Origin of the sequence: Borreliella afzelii (genome assembly GCF_014202295.1) — a bacterium.
GTDB lineage: Bacteria > Spirochaetota > Spirochaetia > Borreliales > Borreliaceae > Borreliella > Borreliella afzelii.
Map to the genome: position 1 here is coordinate 117365 of NZ_JACHGM010000002.1, position 20918 is coordinate 138282.

Consider the following 20918-nt stretch of genomic DNA (forward strand, 5'->3'; position numbering starts at 1 on the left):
TCAATTTAAAGGTATAAAATATGTTGAGAAAAGAAATATTTGAAGATAGAAAGTCTCAGCTTCAAGTTGCGGGTTTTAAAATAGGTAAAGAAAGCTATGGGGTGTCAATAGAGCATATTAGAGAAATTATTAAAGTTCCATCAGAAGGAGTTTATGCTATACCAAATGTTCCTGAATATATTATAGGTATTTATAATCTTAGAGGCAGTATTATTCCTTTAGTCAATTTAAATATTAAATTTGGAGTTTCTTCTATTTCAATAACAGAAGAAGATATGCTTTTAACAGGATATTTAATAGTTAAGATTAAAAATAAACTTTTAGGTATTTTTGTTGATAGGGTTCTTAAAGTTATTAGCTTTGATGATTCTAGAATTCAAGAGCCCCCTGCTACTTTGCAAACTTTAGATAGAAAATATATATCTGGAGTTGTGAAGCTTGAAGAGGCTGATAATCTTGAGAGCGAATATTTAGTATTAATTGATATTGCAAAAATTTTTGATAAATGCGAATTCGACAATATTCCCTATAAAGATCAGCATGAAGAATAAGGTTCTTCTTTGCATTAATACTTTAAAGTCAGGGGCTAGTATTTTAGGCTATGATATTAAAGTTTATTTAGAAACTAAGTATTTTGTTGAGGTGGTATTAATAGATGTTGGCAAGCCTTTATTATCTTTTCCAAGAGAAAATTTTCTTTTTTTGATAACTTTAGGAGGAGATGGTACAGTTCTTTTAGCTGTTAATTTACTTCTTGAAACTAAAAATATTGATATCCCAATTATTTCAATTAATATGGGCAAGGTAGGGTTTTTGGCAGATATTAAGATTGAAGATTTTAAAAAAGTCATAGATAGATTTTTTAACAATTCTTTGGCTGTTAATAAAAAATTTTTGCTTCACGTAACAGTTTGTCAGCACGGTAAAGATTTAATTTCTAAATATGCTTTAAACGATATTATTATTCGCTCAAGCATTCTTAATAAAATGATTTATGTGGATCTTAGGGTTAATTCTGAAAGTTTTTTATCATATAAAAGTGATGGAGTAATTGTGTCTACTCCAACAGGTTCAACAGGGTATTCTTTCTCAGCAGGGGGTCCTATTTTAGAAGCAGATCTTGAGGGATTTTTACTTACACCTATTTCTCCCCATTCTGTTTATAATCGTTCTTTTGTGTTTTCTAAATCAACTAAACTTTCTCTTTCTTTTTCAAAGGAATATTTTATAGCATCAGCATCAATTTTTTTAGATGGAATTAATTTTGGTTCTTTCGGAGTCGATGTTGTTTTTGAATTTGAAATTTCTTCTCAAAGCTTGAATTTTGTTTCATTTTGTACGGATACTTTTGTTAAAAGATTGAAAAATAAATTATTGTAAGTTTAATGCTTTTTAAAAAGTATTCTTTTTAAAAAATATTGTTATTAGTTGTTATTTAAATGTTTTTATTTAGTCTAATCTTGAATTAGACTAGAGAATTTTGTATGTTTTAAGATTTAGCACTTTTAAAAATTGGTTAAAATTTTACATAATTTATTATAAATATGTTAATGTTTTGTTCATTTGTAGAGTTAATGTTCCAAGGGTGTTTTTTATAAATTTATAACTTGTTAAAATATTTAATATGTTTGTTGCTAAAATCAATATATTGGATAACTGATAAATCACCTTTGTATGAGTTTTAGGCAGGTGTTTATGGATTTAATTGATAATGAAAATTATAAAAAAATAGTGTATATTAATAATCTTGTTTTAAGAACTTTGAATGACATAGCAGCTATAAAAGAGATTGGCGAATTTACATCAAATGCTAAACTTTCATTTGATCTTATTGATTTCAATTTAAATGTTTTAAGCTATATTTCGTCTTTAAATTATTTTTATACTAGGCCCAGATTGAAAGTAAATTATTCTATAAAAAAAATTTTATCTGGATTGATTTCTGATTTTAGCTTAGTTATTAGCCCTGTTCTTGGCATTACTCCAAGGGAGTTGATTGAAATGCCCCAGGCTCTTGATTTAAACCCAGAAGAGAGGTTTTTGATTGTTAAAAAATTGGGATATTTAATTGATTTAGCCAAAAATTTTAGCAAAAAAGATTCTAAAACGCTTGTTTTTCTTGAGGATATGTATCTTAAATTTATTGTTTTTTCTAAAAATATTATTGATTTTAGAGATTTTTCTAAAAATTTAAAACTTGAGAGCCCTTATTATAAATTTCAATTTGAACATCTTATTAAGGTGTTAGAGCTTTTAGAAGAAGGAGCGTTTATTTTAAGAGGTAAATATGAGCTTAGTGGCTCTCATGAATTTGGACTCCATTCTCTTGGTTATCTTGAAGCTGGAAGAGTTTTAGCTACTATAGCTTCTCAAAAAGAAGCCGCTGAAAAATTTTCAAGGTTTCATGGAGTTTGGTCTTTAAAGCTTAGTTCGGATTTAATTAAAGCAAAATAGATAGATTAAAGTGGGAGAAAGTAGTTATATTGAGTTTTAATGTAGAAGAGGGCACAATTAAATTCAGAAAATTAAAAAATTTTTTGAATTTAATTTTGTTGTTATTATTTATAATTTTGATTGATCTTTTTATAAGATCTACTATGAGTGCATCTAATTTTTATGATTTTAAGAATTTTGAAAATAAATCTGATTATAAAAATATAAATTTAAGTAAAAATGTTTTTGTAGCAAATAAGGTTTTAAGTCTTAATTTCAGGGAGTCTTGTTATTCTCTTTTAAGTAATAACCTAATAAGCTATTCAGACTATTATTATGTGCTTTTAAATTCTAGTGGGGATTATTCTGTTTTTTCTGTTAAAAACAATAAATTTTTATTTACACTTAAGTTTAAAGATTTCGTTTTTGTAATAAATAACTTGATTTTTACTTTAAACAATTTGTATAAAACTTTAGAGATTTATGATTCTGGTGGCACTAATTTACTAGTGCTCAATTTTTTGTCTTCAATTTTAAGTGTGGATTATAATAATGAAGTTTTGGTTTTGGGACTTTCTAATGGTGAGATTTATATATATAAACAAGGCAAGATAGTTTATGAGGAAAATTTTTTAGAGAGGAAATTTCCAACATGTTTTGTCAAATTAAGCTCTGATAATAAATATTTAGTTTCACTAAAAGGTAATTCCGAGTATTTTTTAGAAATAATTGATTTAGAGGGTAATTATAAAAAAATTCTAGAATTAAACAATTTAACTATTAATAATTTTGAGACTTTTATAAAAATAGATGATTATCATAATTTGTTTATTGAGGGTAAAAATTCACTTATGGTGATAAATATTAAAAGTGGTAGAATATTTAAAGTTGAAAATAGAAATTCTATTTTAAGAGTAGCATATGATTATTTTCAAAATGTTTACAGAGTATATTTTTATTTTGAGAGTGAGAAAATTATTAATATAAGAACTTATTCTGCAAATTCTTTTAGATTATTTGATAATGTTTTTATTAAAGATGAAATAAGCTCTTTTGTTGAATATGGAAAAGGGCTTTTATACTTTAATAGTAATAATGATTTAAAATATTTAGGATTGGGGCAGTGATTTTAATTATTTTTATATTTTTCTTTAATATTTTAGATTTATATTCATTTTTGGAATTTAGGAATGATGAAAAGTTTGCTTTAGTTAAAGATTTTGGTGTATTGGATAATAATAAATTGAATATTGGAGTAAGGTTAAGGCCCTTGGAAAAGACCATATCTGTTTTTTCTAATAATTATAAAATCTTATATTCAAAAAATAGGCCAGATGGAGATAGTAGTATTTTAATCATTTTTGACAATGATTTAAATTTGAATTTAGAGGTTTTAGGAGGGTTTTTTTATAAACTTGGAAAGATTTTTTTAAAGGATGAAAAGAGTGTTATTGATTTAGTAGTTAATGATCCTAGTGCTAAAAAGATTGTCAATCCTTTATTTGTTATTAAGAATAGAAACAATGTAGTTGCTGATACAATCTATGTTTTAGACAGGGTTTTTTTAAAAGGAAAAGGCGATGATGAAAGATTGGAATTATCAAAAAATATAAATTTAAATGTCGATTCTGGTCAATATAGCCTTTTATTATATTTTCATACTCAAAAAGTAGAATCTTTTGAAAATTCTCTTAAAGGAATTTATTATTTTGAGGCTATTTTGAATAATAAAAGTATTTTTCGTTCAGATTTTCAAAATATTTTCTTAATTAATAATACGTATGCCTTAGCTCAAGAGAAAAATTATGGATTAGATATTTTGAATATTAAAAAAGATGGCGGATGCCTTAAAATAAATGATCTTAATTTTATTAAAGGCAAGAATGAGCTTAAAATAAGATATGGTGATGTTTATGGAAATGAAAAAAAAATAATTTATAGGTTTAAATTAAATGAATAATAATGTTTTTCATTTTCCAGTACTTCTTGATGCAATTTGCAAGCTTATAGAAGATTTGCCTGTAAAAAGCGATTTAATATACATTGACTCTACTCTTGGAGAAGGTGCTCATGCAAAAGCGATTCTTGAGAAATATGACTTTTTAAGTTTGGTTGGAATTGAAAGAGATTCACAAATTTTAGAAAGAGCAAAGCAGTTTCTTCTTATTTTTAAAGATAGAATTACATATTTTAATGATTGGTTTGATAATTTTTTTGCTAATTATCCTTTAAATGTCAAAGCCAATTTTATTTTAGTTGATCTTGGTATTTCTATGTTTCATTACAAGGATAGTAAAAAAGGATTTTCTTTTCTTGAAGATGAGCCTTTGGATATGAGACTTTGTTCTTCTTCTTGTAGTATTAGTGCAGCTGAGATTGTAAACACTTTTAGTAAATATGACCTTGAAAGTTTAATTTACAATCTAAGTAATGAACATTATTCTAGAAGAATTTCTAAAGCTATTGTAGAATATCGGAAAATTAAAAAAATACAAACTACAAAAGAGTTGCAATCTATAATAAACAAAGTTTATCCTTTTTCAAAAGTTAAAATAAATCCAGCTACAAAAACTTTTCAAGCGTTAAGAATTTATGTGAATGATGAGCTTGCTAGGCTTAAAAGGAGCTTGCCTTTGTGGGTAGAAAATTTAGCCAAAGATGGAATTTTGGCTATTATTACGTTTCATTCAATAGAGGATCGCATTGTAAAAGATTTTTTTAGAAGTTTAAGCTGTGATTTGTATGTTAAGATTTCAAAAAAGCCTATTATTCCAAGTTCTGATGAGATTAAAAAAAACAAGCCTTCAAGGAGTGCAAAGCTTAGAGCTGTAAAAAAAATATGAATAGTATAAGTAAGATTGAGTTTGAAGTTTATTGTATTTTAATTTTAATACTAACAGTTATAGTATGTTTTAATATTTACTTAAATTTCAGATATGTTGTAAAGCTTAGAGAATTTAATCACTTAAACAATGAACAGGAAAATATTATTGACGATAATTTAAGATTGCTGACAGTAATATATGAACTTGAAGATATTAATAGAATAGAGAGTTTTTGTTTTGGAGAATTAAATTTAGAAAAAAAAGCCAATGAAGATATAAATATTTTTATTGAATAGAGGATTTTAGAATGAGGTTTGAGTGCGTATAAAGATTAAAGATATTTTAATCTCTTCTAAAGATGTGAAGTTTGTAGGGAATATAAAAAATATTGAAAAAGTAGTGTCATTTTACTCTCTAGATAGTCGCGAAATAAATGATAATAATATTAACGGTAGTCTTTATTTTGCATATAAGGGAAATAAAGTAGATGGATTTTCTTTTGTTAAATATTTAATTGATTTGGGTGTTAAATGTTTTATATGTTCAAGAGATCATGAATCTGAGTGTATTGAATATTTAAATGATAATGAAGGGTTGGTTTTTTTACTTACAAGCAATGTAATAAAACTTCTTCAAACTTTAGCATCGTTTTTAATTAAAAGGACAAGCTTTAAAAGAATTGCTATTACGGGCAGTAATGGCAAAACCACAACCAAAGAAATACTTTATAGTATACTTTCAAAGAAATATAAAACTTACAAAACTTGGGGTAATTTAAATTCTGACATTGGGCTTCCTCTTAGTATTTTAAGGGTAGAAGGTAATGAAGAATATGCTGTTTTTGAAGTTGGAATTAGTTATGTTGGAGAAATGGATCTTTTATCCCAAATTTTAAAACCCGAAATTGTTATTATTACGAATATAAGTTATGCACATATGCAAGCTTTCAGGGGGTTACAAGCTATTGCTTTTGAGAAAAGCAAAATAATTGGCAAAAATATTGAAATCTTTGTTGTAAATGAAATGAATGATTATTGTGTTTATCTTGAAAAAAGAGCGAAAATCGCAAATCCAAATGTTAAAATCGTTTATTTTGATTATGAAAATCTTAATATTAAATCATTTTCTTTTTCGGAAGGGAAATTTTCTTATGATTTTGTTTACAAAGGGTTTGAGTACTCTATTTTATTGTTAGGTCGGCATAATATTTTTAATGCAATAGGTTGTATTAATTTGGCCCTATTTTTGGGAATGAGAGAAAAAGAAATAAGAGAAGGGCTTATTGAAACCACTTTTCAAAAGGGTAGGGCAGAAATTTTGACAAAAAATGGATACTTAATTTTAAATGATTCTTATAATGGCAATATGGGTTCTTTTATGGCCTTAAAAAATATGATTTTGGACCTTAATATCCAAAATAAAAAATTTATAGTTCTTGGGTCTTTTAAGGAGCTTGGGGAATTTGCGTACAAAACTCACAAAGATTTAATCCAAGAGGCTGTTTCAATGAATTTTGATAAAATTTTTTTAATTGGCGAAGAATTTTTAGATGTTAGGGATTCTGAGAATTTAGTTGGAAAGTATTTATATTATTTTAGTGAGTTTGATAAATTTATTGATTTTTTTTTAAAAAGTTTGGAACCTTCAGTTTTTATTGTTATTAAGGGCTCAAGGTTCAACAGATTGGAGAGAATTTTAAATTATATTTAGATGATAATGAGGTTCTTATGTTTTACCTTTTAGGTTTGCGTTTGCTCAAATATATTACCTTTAGAATGGCTTATGCTACAATTTTTGCATTTTTGCTTTCTTTAATTGTAGGCCCTCATATTATTTTAAGGCTAAAAAAATTAAGGGCCGATCAGATTTTAAGAGAAGATGGTCCTAAAAGACATTTGAGTGAAAAAACAGGAATTCCTACTATGGGAGGCATTCTTATTTTTTTTTGTGTTTTCATCTCTTTGGTGTTTTGGAGCAATATTTTAAATGTTTATTTTTTGATTATAGTTTTTGTTATGTTTGGATTTGCTTTTTTGGGATTTATAGACGATTTTTTAAAAATTAAAAAGAAAACCTCAGATGGGCTTAAAGCTCGATTCAAGGTTTATGGGCAAATAATATTTTCTTTTATTTCTGTTAGCATTCTATATTATTTGGGGGGTGAGCATGTTAGTATAATCTATTTTCCTTTTATTAAGTCTTTTCAAATGGATTTGGGAGTGTTTTACATTCCTTTTGGCATGTTTATTTTAATTGCAGCTTCAAATTCTTTTAATTTAACAGATGGGCTTGATGGACTTGCAATTGGATTAAGTATAGTTATAACGGGAGCTTTAATAATAATTGCCTATATTACAAGCAGAGCTGATTTTGCAGCTTATTTGCATATTCCAAATATTAAAGGCTCTGAAGAGCTTGTAATATTTCTTGGAGCTTTGCTTGGAGGTAGTTTTGGATTTTTATGGTTTAATGCTTATCCTGCTAAAATTATGATGGGAGATACAGGTAGTCTGGCTCTGGGTGCTATTCTTGGAATGACAGCTTTGATTTTAAAAAGTGAAATACTTTTTTCAATCCTAGCAGGTGTTTTTATTATTGAAACTATGTCTGTAATTATTCAAGTCATAGTTTATAAAAAGACCAAAAAAAGAGTATTTAAAATGGCCCCACTTCATCATCATTTTGAAGAACTTGGATGGTCCGAGATGCAAGTTGTTATTAGATTTTGGATAATAGGGCTAATATTTGCTATAATTGCTTTAAGTACGATAAAAATCAGATAATTTATTATGTTTGTAGAGATTAATTCGCTTAGGATGTGTTATTTACTTGTTTTGCTACTATTGGTAGCATATGGGCTTGTAGTTTTTTATACTTCTTCCTTTTTCTTAAGCTTAGAACTAACAGGTAATCCAAATTTCTTATTTTTCACAAGACTTAATTATCTTTTTTTAAGTTTTATAGTTTTTCTTGTTTTTGAAAGAATTTCTTTGAATTTTTTAAAAAAAACAATATTTCCTGTGCTAATTATAACTCTTTTTTTAATTATGGCAACTTTTTTATCTCCAAGTATTTCTGGAGCAAAGAGATGGATATTCTTTCAAGGTATTAGTATTCAACCTTCTGAGATTTTTAAAATATCTTTTACTATTTATCTTTCAACTTATTTGAGTAAGTTTGATCTAGGAAAAAACAGTGGTATTTCATACTGGTTGAAGCCGATGTTGATTTTTGCAATTTTTTGGGTGTTAATAATTTTGCAAAACGATTATTCAACAGCCATTTATTTTGCTATTCTTTTTTTTATTGTTTTGTTTGTTTCTAATATGGCATTTAGTTATGTTTTTGCTATTGTGATTACTTTTTTGCCAGTTTCTGCTATATTTTTGATGCTTGAACCTTATAGGGTTTCTAGAATTTTTGCCTTTCTCAATCCTTACGACGATCCTTCTGGTAAAGGTTATCAAATAATAGCATCTCTTAATGCTTTAAAAAGCGGAGGAATTTTCGGTAAAGGTCTGGGAATGGGGGAAGTAAAACTTGGAAAACTACCAGAGGCTAATTCTGATTTTATTTTTTCAGTTCTTGGAGAAGAATTGGGATTTTTAGGTGTTTTATTTGCCATAAGCTTATTTTTTTTGTTTTTTTATTTTGGCTATTTTATAGCTATTCATTCTAATAGTAGGTTTAAATTTTTTATAGCATTTATTTCAAGTCTTGCAATTTTTCTTCAAAGTATAATGAATATTTTAATTGCAATTGGTCTTTTGCCCCCTACCGGGATAAATTTGCCGTTTTTTTCATCCGGAGGATCTTCTATTATTGTTACCATGGCACTTTCTGGTCTTATTTCAAATGTTGCAAAAAACTTAAGTAATAATTGATTAGATTTTTCTAGTAGTGTAAATCGGGTTAGTTTATGATTTTTGAGAGAAAATTTTTAATTAAGTATATATATTTTACAATGTCTTTAATTTTTTTTGAAATAATAGTTATTATTTTTGCGTCTCCTTATTTTTTGATTAGGTATATTAGCATTAATAATGATATTTCTCTTTCTAAAGAGGATATAATCAGGATTTCAGGAATCAAGCCCAATACATATTATCATAATGCTAATGTTAGAATCTATGAAGAGAATCTTAAAAGAGATTTAAGGATAAAGAATGTCAAAGTTGATCTTAAGTTTCCTAATAAAATCAATATTAAAATAGAGAAAAGAATACCCGTTGCTGTTGCTTTGGAAAACTTAAATGGCAATATTACTTATTATTTTATTGCATCAGATGGTGTAATTTTGGAAAAAAGTAAGTATTTAATTTATGATTTACCTATAATTAGCGGATTAGTTTTAAATGACAATAATGTAGGAGATTTTCTAGAGGATAGAATGCTTAATGTTGTAAGAGGCCTTGATTATCTTAAAATAAATCAAAAATATTTGTATAATTTAATATCAGAGGTGAATTTTTTAAAATTGAATTTCTATGATTATAATGTAATTTTGTATATTAAAAGTATATATAATAAAATATTGATAACAGTTGATATGGATTTAATGGATGTGATGCATAAAGTGTTTCTTGCAGTTGATTTGCTCAAAGAAAAGCCTGGCGTTATAGATTTAAGAAGTGGTGATATCATTTTGTTAGGAGAAAGTTAGTGTCTAGGAACTTGATAGTAGGTTTGGATGTTGGAACTTCAAAAATTTGTACTGTTGTTGCTGAGGTAAATTTAAATGATCAATTAGAAATAGTTGGAATAGGCACTAGTATATCAAGGGGAGTTAGAAAGGGAGTTTTAATAAATATTGAAGCGGCTCTTGATTCAATATCTAATTCTATTGAAGCGGCAGAGCTTATTTCAGGATGTGACATTACATCACTTTCAGTCTCTATGTCTGGAAGTAGTGTTGAGGGTACTAATTCACGGGGTGTTGTTGCAATAAATTCAAGAACAAGAGAGATTAACGAAGAAGATGTTGAGAGAGTAATTGAAGCAGCAAAGGCAATTGTCATCCCAATGGATAGAGAAATTCTTCATGTCATTCCTCAAGAATTTATTGTAGATGGAATACCTCATATAAAAAATCCAATAGACATGATGGGTATTCGTCTTGAGGGAGAGGTGCACATTATTACGGGTTCTAGCTCTTCTAGTCAGAATTTAGTCAGGTGCGTAAATAGAGCTGGCTTTGCCGTTGATGAGGTTGTTCTTGGAAGTTTAGCTTCATCTTATGCGACTCTTTCTAAAGAAGAGCGTGAGATGGGTGTTTTGTTTATTGATATGGGCAAAGGTACAACAGATATTATTCTTTATATTGACGGTTCTCCTTATTATACCGGCGTGATTCCTATTGGTGTTAATAGGGTAACTCTTGATATTGCACAAGTTTGGAAGGTTCCCGAGGATGTTGCTGAAAATATTAAAATAACAGCCGGAATTGCTCATCCATCTATTCTAGAAAGTCAAATGGAAACTGTAATTATTCCAAATCTTGGAACTCGACCTCCTCAAGAGAAAAGTAGAAAAGAGCTGGCTGTAATAATTAATTCAAGATTGAGAGAAATTTTTGAAATGATGAGAGCGGAAATATTTAAACGAGGACTTTATAATAAAATTAATGGTGGGATAGTTTTAACAGGTGGAGGAGCTTTATTTCCAGGTATTTCTAATTTAATAGAAGAAGTGTTTAATTACCCCGCAAGAATAGGTTTGCCAATGAGTATTAATGGGGTTGGGGAAGAGTATATAGATCCCAAGTTTTCTTCAGCTCTTGGTCTTGTTCTTTATAAGCATGAACAACAAAAATTCAATAAATTAAAGAAGGTAAGCAGCAAAGTTAAAAGAAAAAATAAAATATCTTCAAAGTTGAAAGGTTGGTTTTTGAAAGAATGGTTTTGACCAATCATGGAGGAAGCGTTAATGAAAGATTATAATATGATTGATAGCCATACAAGAAGATTCGATTCTACTACAAATCCTACAATCCTTAAGGTAATTGGTGCGGGAGGGGGAGGTAGTAATGCTGTTAATCGTATGATTGAATATGGAGTAAGAGATGTTGAATTTATTGTGGCTAATACTGATCTTCAAGCTCTCCAAACCTCTATTGCTCCTATAAAAATTGCTCTTGGAGCAAAAGTTACAGCGGGGCTTGGTGCTGGAGGAAAGCCCGAGATTGGGCAAGCTGCAGCAGAGGAAGATATAGATGTTATACGCAACCATCTTTCCGGTGCTGATATGGTGTTTATTACTGCTGGTATGGGGGGTGGGACAGGAACCGGAGCAGCTCCGGTTATTGCGCAAGTTGCAAAAGAACTTGGTATTTTAACAGTTGGAGTTGTAACAAAGCCTTTTAAGTTTGAAGGCCCTAAGAAATTGAGACTTGCTGAGCAAGGAATAAATAACTTAAGGAAATCCGTAGATACATTAATTATTATTCCAAATCAAAAGCTTTTAACCGTTGTTGACAAAAGAACTACTATTAAAGATGCTTTTAAGCGTGCAGATGATGTTTTAAGAATGGGTGTTCAAGGTATTGCGGGGCTTATTATTGAGCACGGAGAGGTTAATATTGATTTTGCTGATGTTAAAAGTATTATGCAAGGGCAAGGCGATGCTTTAATGGGAATCGGATATGGCAAGGGCGAGAACAGGGCTGTTGATGCTGCAACTTCTGCGATTAGCAATCCACTGCTTGAAGAAGTTCGTATTGAGGGGTCTAAGGGGCTTCTTGTTAATGTTACTGGCGGAGATGATTTTTCATTGCTTGAACTTGAAGAGATTATGGGGATAATTACTGTTAGTGTTGATGATGAGGCTACTGTAATATATGGCCATGCTATTAATTCAAATCTTGATGATGAGATTTATGTTACGGTTGTTGCTACAGGTTTTGCATCTAAAAAGCAAAAAGAAATATCAAATGTGCCAGAAAATAATACCTTAAGTTCTAAAGAGTTTGATACTTTAATGTCAGGCAATCAAAATATTCCTTCTGGATCTTATGAACATCAAGACTCTTCTTTTACAGCAAAGTCCAAAAATGTAAATTATTTTGATGACGACATTGATGTTCCAACATTTCTTAGAAATTTAAATAAAAAAAGTAGCGATGATTAAATGAAAATTTTGTTGTTAATAATACTTATTAATTTATTTTTATCTTGTGGTAGCGAATCTAAAGAAAAATTGAATCTTGGGCTTAGATTAAGAGAATTAGAAATTTCAGGCGGTGGATCTGAATCTAAGATTGAAGTTTATAAGGAATTTATCGAAAAAGAAGATAAAAATATTTTAAAGATAGTTAATTCTATTGATAAGAAAGCCAGATTTTTTAATTTGATTGGCCTTGAATTTTTTAAGCTTGGCCAGTATGGACCTGCTATTGAGTATTTTACTAAAAATTTAGAAATTAACTCCGATAATTATTTGTCCCATTTTTATGTAGGTGTTGCTTCTTATAATTTAGCTAAAAATTTAAGAGTAAAAGATGAAGTTGAAAAATACATAATTCTTGCTGAAAATTCTTTTTTAAAATCACTTTCAATTCGAGATGATTTTAAAGAATCTCTTTTTGCTATTTCTAATATGTATGTGTATGATCTTGACAAACAACTTGAAGCTAAAAATTATTTAAATAAACTTGAGGATATGGGTGAGGATTATTTTGAGTTTTTCATGTTAAGAGGTGCAAATTATTATTCGCTAGGTGATCTTGGTAATGCTATATTGTTTTATGATAAAGCTAGTAAAAATGCTTCAACTGAAGAGCAAAAAGAAGGTGTTTCTAGGATCATGAGTAATTTGAAGTAATTATTTATGATGAAATTGCTTTATATTGATAATTTGAAATTTTTAAAAAGCAAAGAAAAATTGAAACTTTTTAATAATTTTGACTTTAACGACATTATTAAATTGACTCAAAAGGACATTGAGTCTTATCTTTTAAGATCATTTAGAAAGGCATTTAAGTTGCCCGATTTAAAATTAGTAGAATTGCAAGAAAAAGTTATTCGAAGGACAAAGGCCAAAATTGCTATTCTGGGGTCTAAGCTTTATCCTAATAAGCTTAAAAGAATTTATGATCCCCCTTTTGCTATTTATTATAAAGGCAATTTGCCAAATTTTTCTTCATTGTCTTGGGCCGTTGTTGGTTCTAGAAGAATTAGCAAAACTCTTGCTGAGAGAACAAGAGAATTTTCTTCACATCTTGCAAAAAATGGTGTAGAGATTGTTTCTGGATTTGCAATTGGCGCTGATATTGAAGCTCATATAGCAGCAATTAATGAGAATAGTAGTACATTTGCTGTTATTCCAACAGATATTGATAATATTTATCCTAAGCAAAATCGAAAATATGTTCTTAAGCTTTTAGAACAAGGTGGAGGAATAATTACCGAAACTTTACCATTTGATAAAATTCAAAATTATTTTTTTGCCAAAAGAAATAGATTGATCTCAGGCTTGTCAGATGCTATTTTTATAACTTATGCACCCTTAAAATCAGGGGCTTTGATTACGGCTGAGCTTGGTCTTGATTTAGGGCTTGACATTTATGTTTATGATTTAGATTTTTCTGGTGATGGAGCTGTAAAATTGCACAGTTTTGGTGCTCAAGAGATAAAAACTGTTAAGGATCTTTATACTTTATTAAATATTAAATATGTAGATTCCAATAATATTGAAGATGATTCTAAAGAGTGTTGTGATTGTGAAGATGTATCTGATGTTCTTATTGGAGAACTTTTAAAAGAGGTATATAAATAGGGGGTAATATGGGCTTTAAAGGAACCACAGTTATTGCAATAAAAAAAAATGGGAAGACGGTGGTAGCAGCAGATGGACAAGTAACTTTTGGACATACTGTTTTAAAGAGTAATGCTATTAAAATACGAAAATTGCTTAATGGAAAAATTTTGGCAGGATTTGCAGGTTCAACATCCGATGCAATTACTCTTTTTGAAAAATTTGAAGAAAAAATTAAGGCAAAAGGCGATGGTTTGGTGGACATTAAAAGGGCGGCTGTCGATCTTGCAAAAGATTGGCGTTCTGACAAAATACTGCACAAGCTTGAGGCGATGATGCTTGTTGCTGATTCTAAGAATATTCTTTTAATTTCTGGCACTGGCGATGTTGTTGAACCTGAAGAGGATGTTGTTTCAATTGGCAGTGGTGGCAATTATGCATATTCAGCAGCTCTTGCTTACATGGAGAACAAAAAATTAAGTGCTTTTGAGGTTGCTCTTAGATCTTTAAAAATAGCAGCAAGAGTGTGTATATATACTAATTCTAACATTGTGCTTGAGGAGATTGAAAATGAATAAATTAGAAGAGCATTATATAGTTCCTAAAGATGTAGTTGCAGAACTTGATAAGTACATAATAGGTCAAGACGAAGCTAAAAAATTAGTATCGATTGCTCTTGTTAATAGATATATAAGGTCTAGGCTTCCAAAAGAAATAAAAGATGAAGTAATGCCTAAAAACATTATTATGATTGGGTCAACCGGCATTGGAAAGACTGAGATTGCAAGAAGACTTTCTAAGTTAATTAAAGCTCCTTTTATTAAAGTTGAGGCTACAAAATATACCGAGGTTGGTTATGTTGGTCGTGATGTTGAATCTATGGTTAGAGATTTGATGGGCATTGCAGTTAATATGGTAAAAGAAGAGATGTATAGTACTGTAAGAGAAGATGCTTTGATAAAAACAGAGGAGAGAATAGTTGAGAGTCTTTTTAAAGGATCTGGCAATTCTGAGAATATAGATCCAAATGAAATAAAGGCAGAAGAAAAGGTAAAAGAGAAGCTTAGAAAAAAACTTAGAGCAGGTGAGCTTGATGATACTACTATTGAAATACAAATTTCTAGTAAAATGCCATTTTCCACAATAGAAATATTTACAGGTGGTAATTTTGAAGAGATTGATATGGGAATTGGTGGTTTATTAGGCAATATATTTGATAGGAAAAAGAAAAGAGAATTGAAGATTAAAAAGGCTAAGGAAATAATTTTAGCAGAAGAACTTGAAAAATTAGTTGATCACGAAAATATTTCAGATATTGCAAAATCTAAAGTCGAAAATATGGGGATTATTTTTATTGATGAGATTGATAAAATAGCTGCTAAGAATAGGAGCGGTAATGATGTATCTAGAGAAGGCGTTCAAAGAGATATTTTGCCAATTATTGAAGGTTCCAAAGTTAATACAAAATATGGAATAGTTGATACTTCTCATATTTTGTTTATTGCAGCAGGAGCATTTAATTTAGCCAAACCCTCTGATTTAATACCCGAGCTTCAAGGAAGATTTCCAATTAAGGTTGAGCTTAAGAGTTTAAGCATAGACGATTTGAAAAAAATTTTAAAACAAACAAAAAATTCTTTAATAAAGCAATATGTTGCTATGTTTAAGGTTTATAATTTGGATTTAAAGTTTAGCGAAGAGGCTATAGATAGAATTGCAGAGCTTACTTTTAATATGAATCTTGAGAATGAAAATCTTGGCGCAAGAAGACTTCATGGCGTTATGGAAAGAGTGCTTGCAGATCTTTTTTTTGAGGTGCCTGGTAGTAAGTTGAAAAAATTTGAAATAAACTTGGACTATGTTAATAAAAAAATACAAATTAACGAACAAAAAGATTTAAATTATTATATAATTTAGTTAAAAGCAATTTTCAACAGAGGGGGTTTTGATTTGAATGATTTTGAAAGATCTGTAGATTTTTCACATAGGTATTTGGATGTTCTAAGCTTAAGACAAAGTGTTATTTCTGACAATATAGCAAATGTAGATACTCCAAATTTTAAAAGAAGCAAAATTTCTTTTGAATCAGAGCTTGAGAAGGCTTTTTTAAATAAAGATAAAAATGATTTAAACTTAATTAAGTCTAGTGATAAGCATTTGTCTGCGCTTAAAAATCCAGAGTATTCAGATATCAAGCCTCACAGAGTTCTTGACCATTTTTCAACTATGAATAATAATGGCAATAATGTTGACATTGATTCTGAGATCAAGGCACTTGTACAAAATCAAATGATGTATCATCTTATGACTAATGTTCAGGCGCATTATTTTAAAAGTATAAATATTGTATTAAAATAAATTAATATTTTAAGGAATGTAAAATGGGATTGTTTTCAAGTATTAATGTAGCTTCAACAGGGTTAACAGCACAAAGGTTGAGGATTGATGTTATTTCTAATAACATTGCAAATGTTTCTACTTCTAGAACTCCTGATGGTGGACCTTATAGAAGGCAAAGGATTATTTTTGCTCCAAGGGTTAATAATCCTTATTGGAAAGGGCCTTTTGTTCCAGATTATCTTGATAATGGCATTGGGCAAGGAGTTAGGGTAGCTAGCATTGAAAAAGATAAGTCTCCATTAAAGTTAAAATATGATCCAACTCATCCTGATTCAATAAGTTCTGGAGATAAAAAAGGTTATGTAGAGCTTCCTAATGTTAATTTAGTTGAAGAAATGGTAGATATGATTTCAGCTTCTCGTGCTTATGAGGCAAATTCTACTGTTATTAATAGTAGTAAGTCTATGTTTAGAAGTGCATTAGCTATACTTCAAAGCTAAAGGAGAGACCATTGGTAAGAATAGATGCTTTTTTTACAGAGAATAATATTAATTTGGTTAAAAAAAATCCTTTGCATTTTGATGTGAATCTTTTTAGTTCTAAAAACACTGCCAAAAACAATGATATTAAAACATTTAAGGATGTTTTAATAAATACGATTACTGATGTCAACAAAAGTCAATTAAATGTTCCTAGAGTTATGGAACAAGCTATTTTTCGACCTAGTAGCATTGATGTTCATGATTTTGTAATAGCTATGTCCAAGGCTAATATGAATTTAAGCATTTTAAAGGCTGTTGTTGAAAGAGGTGTGAAGGCTTATCAAGATATAATCAATATTCGTTAAGGAGCTATGAGATTTTGAGCAATTTTTTTACTAATTTCTTTGTTTCAGCAAAAGGAATCTTCAAAAAAGCTAGTACGGTTCAGAAAATAGCCTTAGGATTGATTATTTTTTTTGTGATTTTTGCTTTTGTTTTTTTGATAGGGTTTTCTACTAAAAGTCAAAGTATTGCTCTTTTTGGGGTTGAGATTAAAGACCAATATCTCTTAGATAGGATATCGCAAAGGCTTGATAGAGAAAATGTTAAGTATTTTTTGAGTTCCGATGGAAGAATTTATTTAGATGATGAAAAGCTTGCAAAAAAAATGAGAGCAATTCTTGTTAGAGAAGAGCTTGTGCCTGTTCATATGGATCCATGGGCTTTGTTTGATATTGATAGATGGACTATTACTGATTTTGAAAGAAGCATTAATCTTAGAAGGTCTATTACAAGAGCGGTTGAACAGCATATTGTAGCTTTAGATGATGTTGATGCTGTTAGTGTGAATCTTGTTATGCCAGAGAAAGCTCTTTTTAAAGAATCACAAGAGCCCGTTAAGGCATCTGTTAGGATTACCCCAAGGCCTGGTTCTGATATTATTACCAATAGAAAAAAAGTTGAAGGGCTTGTTAAGCTTATTCAGTATGCCATTGAAGGTCTTGAATCTGACAATATTGCTATTGTTGATAATAGTGGAACTATTTTAAATGATTTTTCTAATCTAGATGGAATAGATAGAATAGACTTAGCAGAAAAAGAACGTAAGTTGAAGCTTAAGTATGAAGCTATGCTTAGAGGAGAAATCGATTCCGCATTAGGGAAGGTTTTATCTGTTGATAGATTTATGATAGCAAGAGTAAATGTAAAACTTGATACTTCAAAAGAAACTACAGAGTCTAAAGAGTATGCTCCTATTGAGCTTCAATCTCAAGATCCAAAAGCTTCTTATAACACTAGAAAAGTGAGTGATTCAACTATTATATCTTCTCAGACTCAAAAAAAAGAATATCAGGGGCAAGGATATAGTCCATGGGGACCTCCTGGGCAAGAAGGTAATACTCCTCCTGAATATCAAGATTTAAGCGATATTACTGGCAAATATAATGAGTCTCAAGAGATCAAAAATGTTGCTTTAAATGAAAAAAAATCTACAAGTGAAAAAGAGCCCGCTAGGATTGTAGGTGTTTCTCTTGGTATTTTCGTAGATGGTATTTGGAATTTTGTGTATGATGAGAAGGGAAATTTTGTAATAGAAAACGGAATGAGAAAAAGAGAATATAAGCCTATGGCATTAGAGGAAATAAAAAATATTGAAGATGTTTTGCAAAGTTCTTTTGAATATAAGCCAGAAAGGGGTGATTCAATAACGGTTAGAAATATCTCTTTTGATCGTATGAATGAATTTAGAAAAATGGATGAAAATTATTTTGCAAGTGAAAGATTTAAATATTTTTTGTTTATTGCAAGTATAATATTTTCACTATTAATTTTAGTATTTACAATATTTTTTGCTATTTCTAGAGAACTTGAAAGACGAAGACGCCTTAGAGAAGAAGAATTGGCAAAGCAGGCACATTTAAGACGTCAGCAAGCTTTAATGGATGGTGGTGATGATATTGGTGTTGATGATGTTGTTGGTGGGATTAGAGAGGGCGATGAGCTTCAAAACAATGCTGAGCTTTTAGCTAGGGAAAAGCCAGAAGATGTTGCTAAGCTTATAAGAACATGGCTTTTGAAAAATGCGTAGAAGGTAGTAATTGATATGGAAGAAAAAAAAGAAAAGGAGATTCTTGATGTTTCTGCTTTAACAGGTAAGCAAAAGGCCGCTATTTTGCTGGTTTCAATAGGTTCTGAAATCTCTTCTAAAGTGTTTAAGTATCTTTCTCAAGAAGAGATAGAGTCTTTGACATTTGAGATAGCAAAGCTTGAGACAATTACTTCTGAGCTTAAGGATAATGTTCTTTTAGAGTTTAAAGAATTAATGATGGCTCAAGAATTTATTCAAAAGGGTGGAATTGATTATGCAAGAGAGCTTCTTGAAAAGTCTCTTGGGACTCAAAAAGCAGTTGACATTATTAATAATTTGGGATCTGCTTTACAGTCTAGGCCTTTTGAATTTGTCAGAAGAGCAGATCCTGCAAATATTTTAAACTTTATTCAACAAGAACATCCCCAAACAATTGCTTTAATACTTTCTTATCTTGATCCCCAAAAGGCTTCTTTTATTCTCTCTAGTTTGCCTACAGAGGTGCAAACCAATGTTGCAAGGAGAATTGCGTTAATGGATAGAACTTCTCCTGAAGTCGTAAGAGAGGTCGAGAGAGTTCTTGAGAAAAAACTAGCTTCTCTTTCTTCAGAAGATTACACATCAGCAGGAGGAGTTGACAATGTTGTTGAGATAATTAATATGGCTGATAGAAAGACAGAAAAGTTTATTATTGAATCTCTTGAAGAAGAAGATCCAGAGCTTGCAGAAGAGATTAAGAAGAAAATGTTTGTATTTGAGGATATAGTTTTGCTTGATGACAGATCTATACAAAGAGTCTTAAGAGAAATAGATGGTCAAGAGTTGGCAAAAGCTTTAAAATCTGTAGATATTCCTGTCCAAGAAAAAATTTTCAAAAACATGTCAAAAAGAGCAGCTTCAATGCTTAAGGAGGATATGGAATTTTTGGGGCCTACTAGGCGAAAAGATGTTGAAGAATCCCAGCAAAAAATTGTTTCTCTTATTAGAAAATTAGAAGAACAGGGAGAAATAGTTATTTCAAGAGGTGGCGAGGAAGATGTGCTTGTCTGATAAAGGAGTTTTGTTTGCCTAAGGTTTTATATAAATCATCAGAAGTTGATAATTCAGTAAAGTTTGAATTTGTTGAGATAGCAAAGCCTGTTTTTGAATCTTTGGAAATTAAGGAGAAGGAAGGTAAGGTTTACGACATAGAAAGTCAAATTGCTAATCTTAAAGAAGAGTTGCAATTTCTAAGAGATGAAAAATTACGGCTTGAGGAAGAGCTTGTTAAAAGACAAGAACTTGCCAAAGAAGAAGTCCAAATTGAATCTAAGAGGCTTATTGAAGAGGCTAAAGTAGAAGCCAATCAAGTATTAGAGGCAGCTAAGCAAGAAGCAGATCTTTTACAAAGAGAAGCTATTTATAAAAAAGAATCTATTGAGACTGAATCTAATGCTGAGATTGAAAGATTAGCAAGAGAGTATGAGGAAAAATTAAAAACAGATCTTGAGATAGCAACAGCTAAAGGTAGGGAAGAGGGGTATAGCAAAGGTTATGAAAGTGGTTTTGAAGATTTTGACAAACTTATGAGAAAGTTTCATAGCATAATAGCATCTTTGATCGCTGAAAGGAAGGGTATTCTTGAGTCCTCTAGTGGTCAGATAGTAAGTCTTGTTATGCAAATTGCAATTAAGGTTATTAAGAGGATTACAGATTCTCAAAAAGATATTGTCTTAGAAAATGTTAATGATGCGTTAAAAAGAGTAAAAGATAAAACACAAATTACCATTCGTGTAAATCTTGATGATTTAGATATTGTTAGACATAAAAAGAGTGATTTTATTTCTAGATTTGATGTTATAGAAAATTTAGAAATCATAGAAGATCCTAACATAGGCAAAGGTGGCTGTATAATTGAAACTAATTTTGGAGAGATTGATGCGCGTATTTCTTCTCAACTTGATAAAATAGAAGAAAAATTTAAAAATTTTTCGTTATTAAGTTAAGTATCTAAAGGAA

The 20918-nt window shown here is 29.7% G+C and carries 23 protein-coding genes; all 23 read left to right on the forward strand.

The features are described 5' to 3' along the window. Positions 1-20 precede the first annotated feature (20 nt). The 23 genes from HNP63_RS02725 to fliH all read left to right on the forward strand — a co-directional run bounded on the left by HNP63_RS02725 (position 21) and on the right by fliH (position 20905). Positions 21-551, forward strand: a complete 531-nt coding sequence (locus HNP63_RS02725) for a chemotaxis protein CheW (protein ID WP_183227163.1) — start codon at positions 21-23, stop codon at positions 549-551. Further along, positions 541-1380: an NAD(+)/NADH kinase gene (locus HNP63_RS02730; RefSeq protein ID WP_004790496.1), complete on the forward strand. Its 840-nt coding sequence runs from the start codon at positions 541-543 to the stop codon at positions 1378-1380. Before HNP63_RS02725 ends, HNP63_RS02730 begins: the two co-directional genes overlap by 11 nt. Positions 1381-1695: 315 nt before the next feature. Then, the gene (locus HNP63_RS02735) at positions 1696-2454 is read left to right on the forward strand and encodes a TP0443 family flagellar-associated protein (RefSeq protein WP_183227165.1); all 759 of its coding nucleotides are present in this window, start codon (positions 1696-1698) and stop codon (positions 2452-2454) included. A gap of 29 nt (positions 2455-2483) precedes the next feature. Next, positions 2484-3560, forward strand: coding sequence for a TP_0783 family beta-propeller protein (locus HNP63_RS02740; protein ID WP_011600948.1), 1077 nt, complete (start codon positions 2484-2486; stop codon positions 3558-3560). Then, positions 3557-4393, forward strand: coding sequence for a hypothetical protein (locus tag HNP63_RS02745; RefSeq protein ID WP_011600947.1), 837 nt, complete (start codon positions 3557-3559; stop codon positions 4391-4393). Before HNP63_RS02740 ends, HNP63_RS02745 begins: the two co-directional genes overlap by 4 nt. After that, positions 4386-5276, forward strand: coding sequence for a 16S rRNA (cytosine(1402)-N(4))-methyltransferase RsmH (rsmH, locus tag HNP63_RS02750; protein WP_004790398.1), 891 nt, complete (start codon positions 4386-4388; stop codon positions 5274-5276). Before HNP63_RS02745 ends, rsmH begins: the two co-directional genes overlap by 8 nt. Beyond that, entirely contained in the window at positions 5273-5554 is a 282-nt protein-coding gene (locus tag HNP63_RS02755) for a hypothetical protein (RefSeq protein ID WP_004790263.1), read from the forward strand. Before rsmH ends, HNP63_RS02755 begins: the two co-directional genes overlap by 4 nt. 22 nt (positions 5555-5576) lie before the next feature. Beyond that, positions 5577-6968 (forward strand): UDP-N-acetylmuramoyl-tripeptide--D-alanyl-D-alanine ligase, encoded by a 1392-nt coding sequence (locus tag HNP63_RS02760; RefSeq protein ID WP_004790125.1) that lies wholly within the window; start codon positions 5577-5579, stop codon positions 6966-6968. 17 nt (positions 6969-6985) lie between these two features. Continuing rightward, entirely contained in the window at positions 6986-8041 is a 1056-nt protein-coding gene (gene mraY / locus HNP63_RS02765) for a phospho-N-acetylmuramoyl-pentapeptide-transferase (RefSeq protein WP_044051967.1), read from the forward strand. A 6-nt stretch (positions 8042-8047) separates the two neighbouring features. Continuing rightward, the gene (gene ftsW, locus HNP63_RS02770; RefSeq protein WP_004790745.1) at positions 8048-9142 is read left to right on the forward strand and encodes a putative lipid II flippase FtsW; all 1095 of its coding nucleotides are present in this window, start codon (positions 8048-8050) and stop codon (positions 9140-9142) included. Between the two features lie 35 nt (positions 9143-9177). Next, entirely contained in the window at positions 9178-9921 is a 744-nt protein-coding gene (locus HNP63_RS02775; protein ID WP_004790296.1) for a cell division protein FtsQ/DivIB, read from the forward strand. After that, the gene (gene ftsA, locus HNP63_RS02780) at positions 9921-11162 is read left to right on the forward strand and encodes a cell division protein FtsA (RefSeq protein WP_004790360.1); all 1242 of its coding nucleotides are present in this window, start codon (positions 9921-9923) and stop codon (positions 11160-11162) included. Before HNP63_RS02775 ends, ftsA begins: the two co-directional genes overlap by 1 nt. Before the next feature lie 21 nt (positions 11163-11183). After that, the gene (gene ftsZ, locus HNP63_RS02785) at positions 11184-12383 is read left to right on the forward strand and encodes a cell division protein FtsZ (protein ID WP_004790736.1); all 1200 of its coding nucleotides are present in this window, start codon (positions 11184-11186) and stop codon (positions 12381-12383) included. After that, entirely contained in the window at positions 12384-13076 is a 693-nt protein-coding gene (locus tag HNP63_RS02790) for a tetratricopeptide repeat protein (RefSeq protein ID WP_183227167.1), read from the forward strand. 9 nt (positions 13077-13085) lie between these two features. Continuing rightward, positions 13086-14030, forward strand: coding sequence for a DNA-processing protein DprA (gene dprA, locus HNP63_RS02795; protein WP_183227294.1), 945 nt, complete (start codon positions 13086-13088; stop codon positions 14028-14030). Positions 14031-14038: 8 nt separating this feature from the next. Further along, a complete protein-coding gene (gene hslV / locus HNP63_RS02800; protein ID WP_011600942.1) occupies positions 14039-14587 on the forward strand; it encodes an ATP-dependent protease subunit HslV in 549 nt (182 codons plus the stop codon). Beyond that, on the forward strand, positions 14580-15926 hold the full coding sequence (hslU, locus tag HNP63_RS02805) for an ATP-dependent protease ATPase subunit HslU (RefSeq protein ID WP_004790419.1): 1347 nt from the start codon (positions 14580-14582) through the stop codon (positions 15924-15926). The genes hslV and hslU overlap by 8 nt, the downstream gene beginning before the upstream one ends. A 33-nt stretch (positions 15927-15959) precedes the next feature. Further along, positions 15960-16367: a flagellar basal body rod protein FlgB gene (flgB, locus tag HNP63_RS02810; RefSeq protein ID WP_004790332.1), complete on the forward strand. Its 408-nt coding sequence runs from the start codon at positions 15960-15962 to the stop codon at positions 16365-16367. A 23-nt stretch (positions 16368-16390) separates the two neighbouring features. Next, a complete protein-coding gene (gene flgC / locus HNP63_RS02815; RefSeq protein ID WP_011600941.1) occupies positions 16391-16849 on the forward strand; it encodes a flagellar basal body rod protein FlgC in 459 nt (152 codons plus the stop codon). Between the two features lie 11 nt (positions 16850-16860). Continuing rightward, positions 16861-17196, forward strand: coding sequence for a flagellar hook-basal body complex protein FliE (fliE, locus tag HNP63_RS02820; protein WP_004790129.1), 336 nt, complete (start codon positions 16861-16863; stop codon positions 17194-17196). A gap of 14 nt (positions 17197-17210) precedes the next feature. Beyond that, complete coding sequence (fliF, locus tag HNP63_RS02825; protein ID WP_044052176.1) at positions 17211-18920, forward strand: flagellar basal-body MS-ring/collar protein FliF; 1710 nt, start codon at positions 17211-17213, stop codon at positions 18918-18920. A 15-nt stretch (positions 18921-18935) separates the two neighbouring features. Next, complete coding sequence (gene fliG / locus HNP63_RS02830; RefSeq protein WP_002556889.1) at positions 18936-19970, forward strand: flagellar motor switch protein FliG; 1035 nt, start codon at positions 18936-18938, stop codon at positions 19968-19970. Between the two features lie 14 nt (positions 19971-19984). Further along, positions 19985-20905 (forward strand): flagellar assembly protein FliH, encoded by a 921-nt coding sequence (gene fliH, locus HNP63_RS02835; protein WP_011600939.1) that lies wholly within the window; start codon positions 19985-19987, stop codon positions 20903-20905. The last annotated feature ends 13 nt before the right edge of the window (positions 20906-20918 follow it).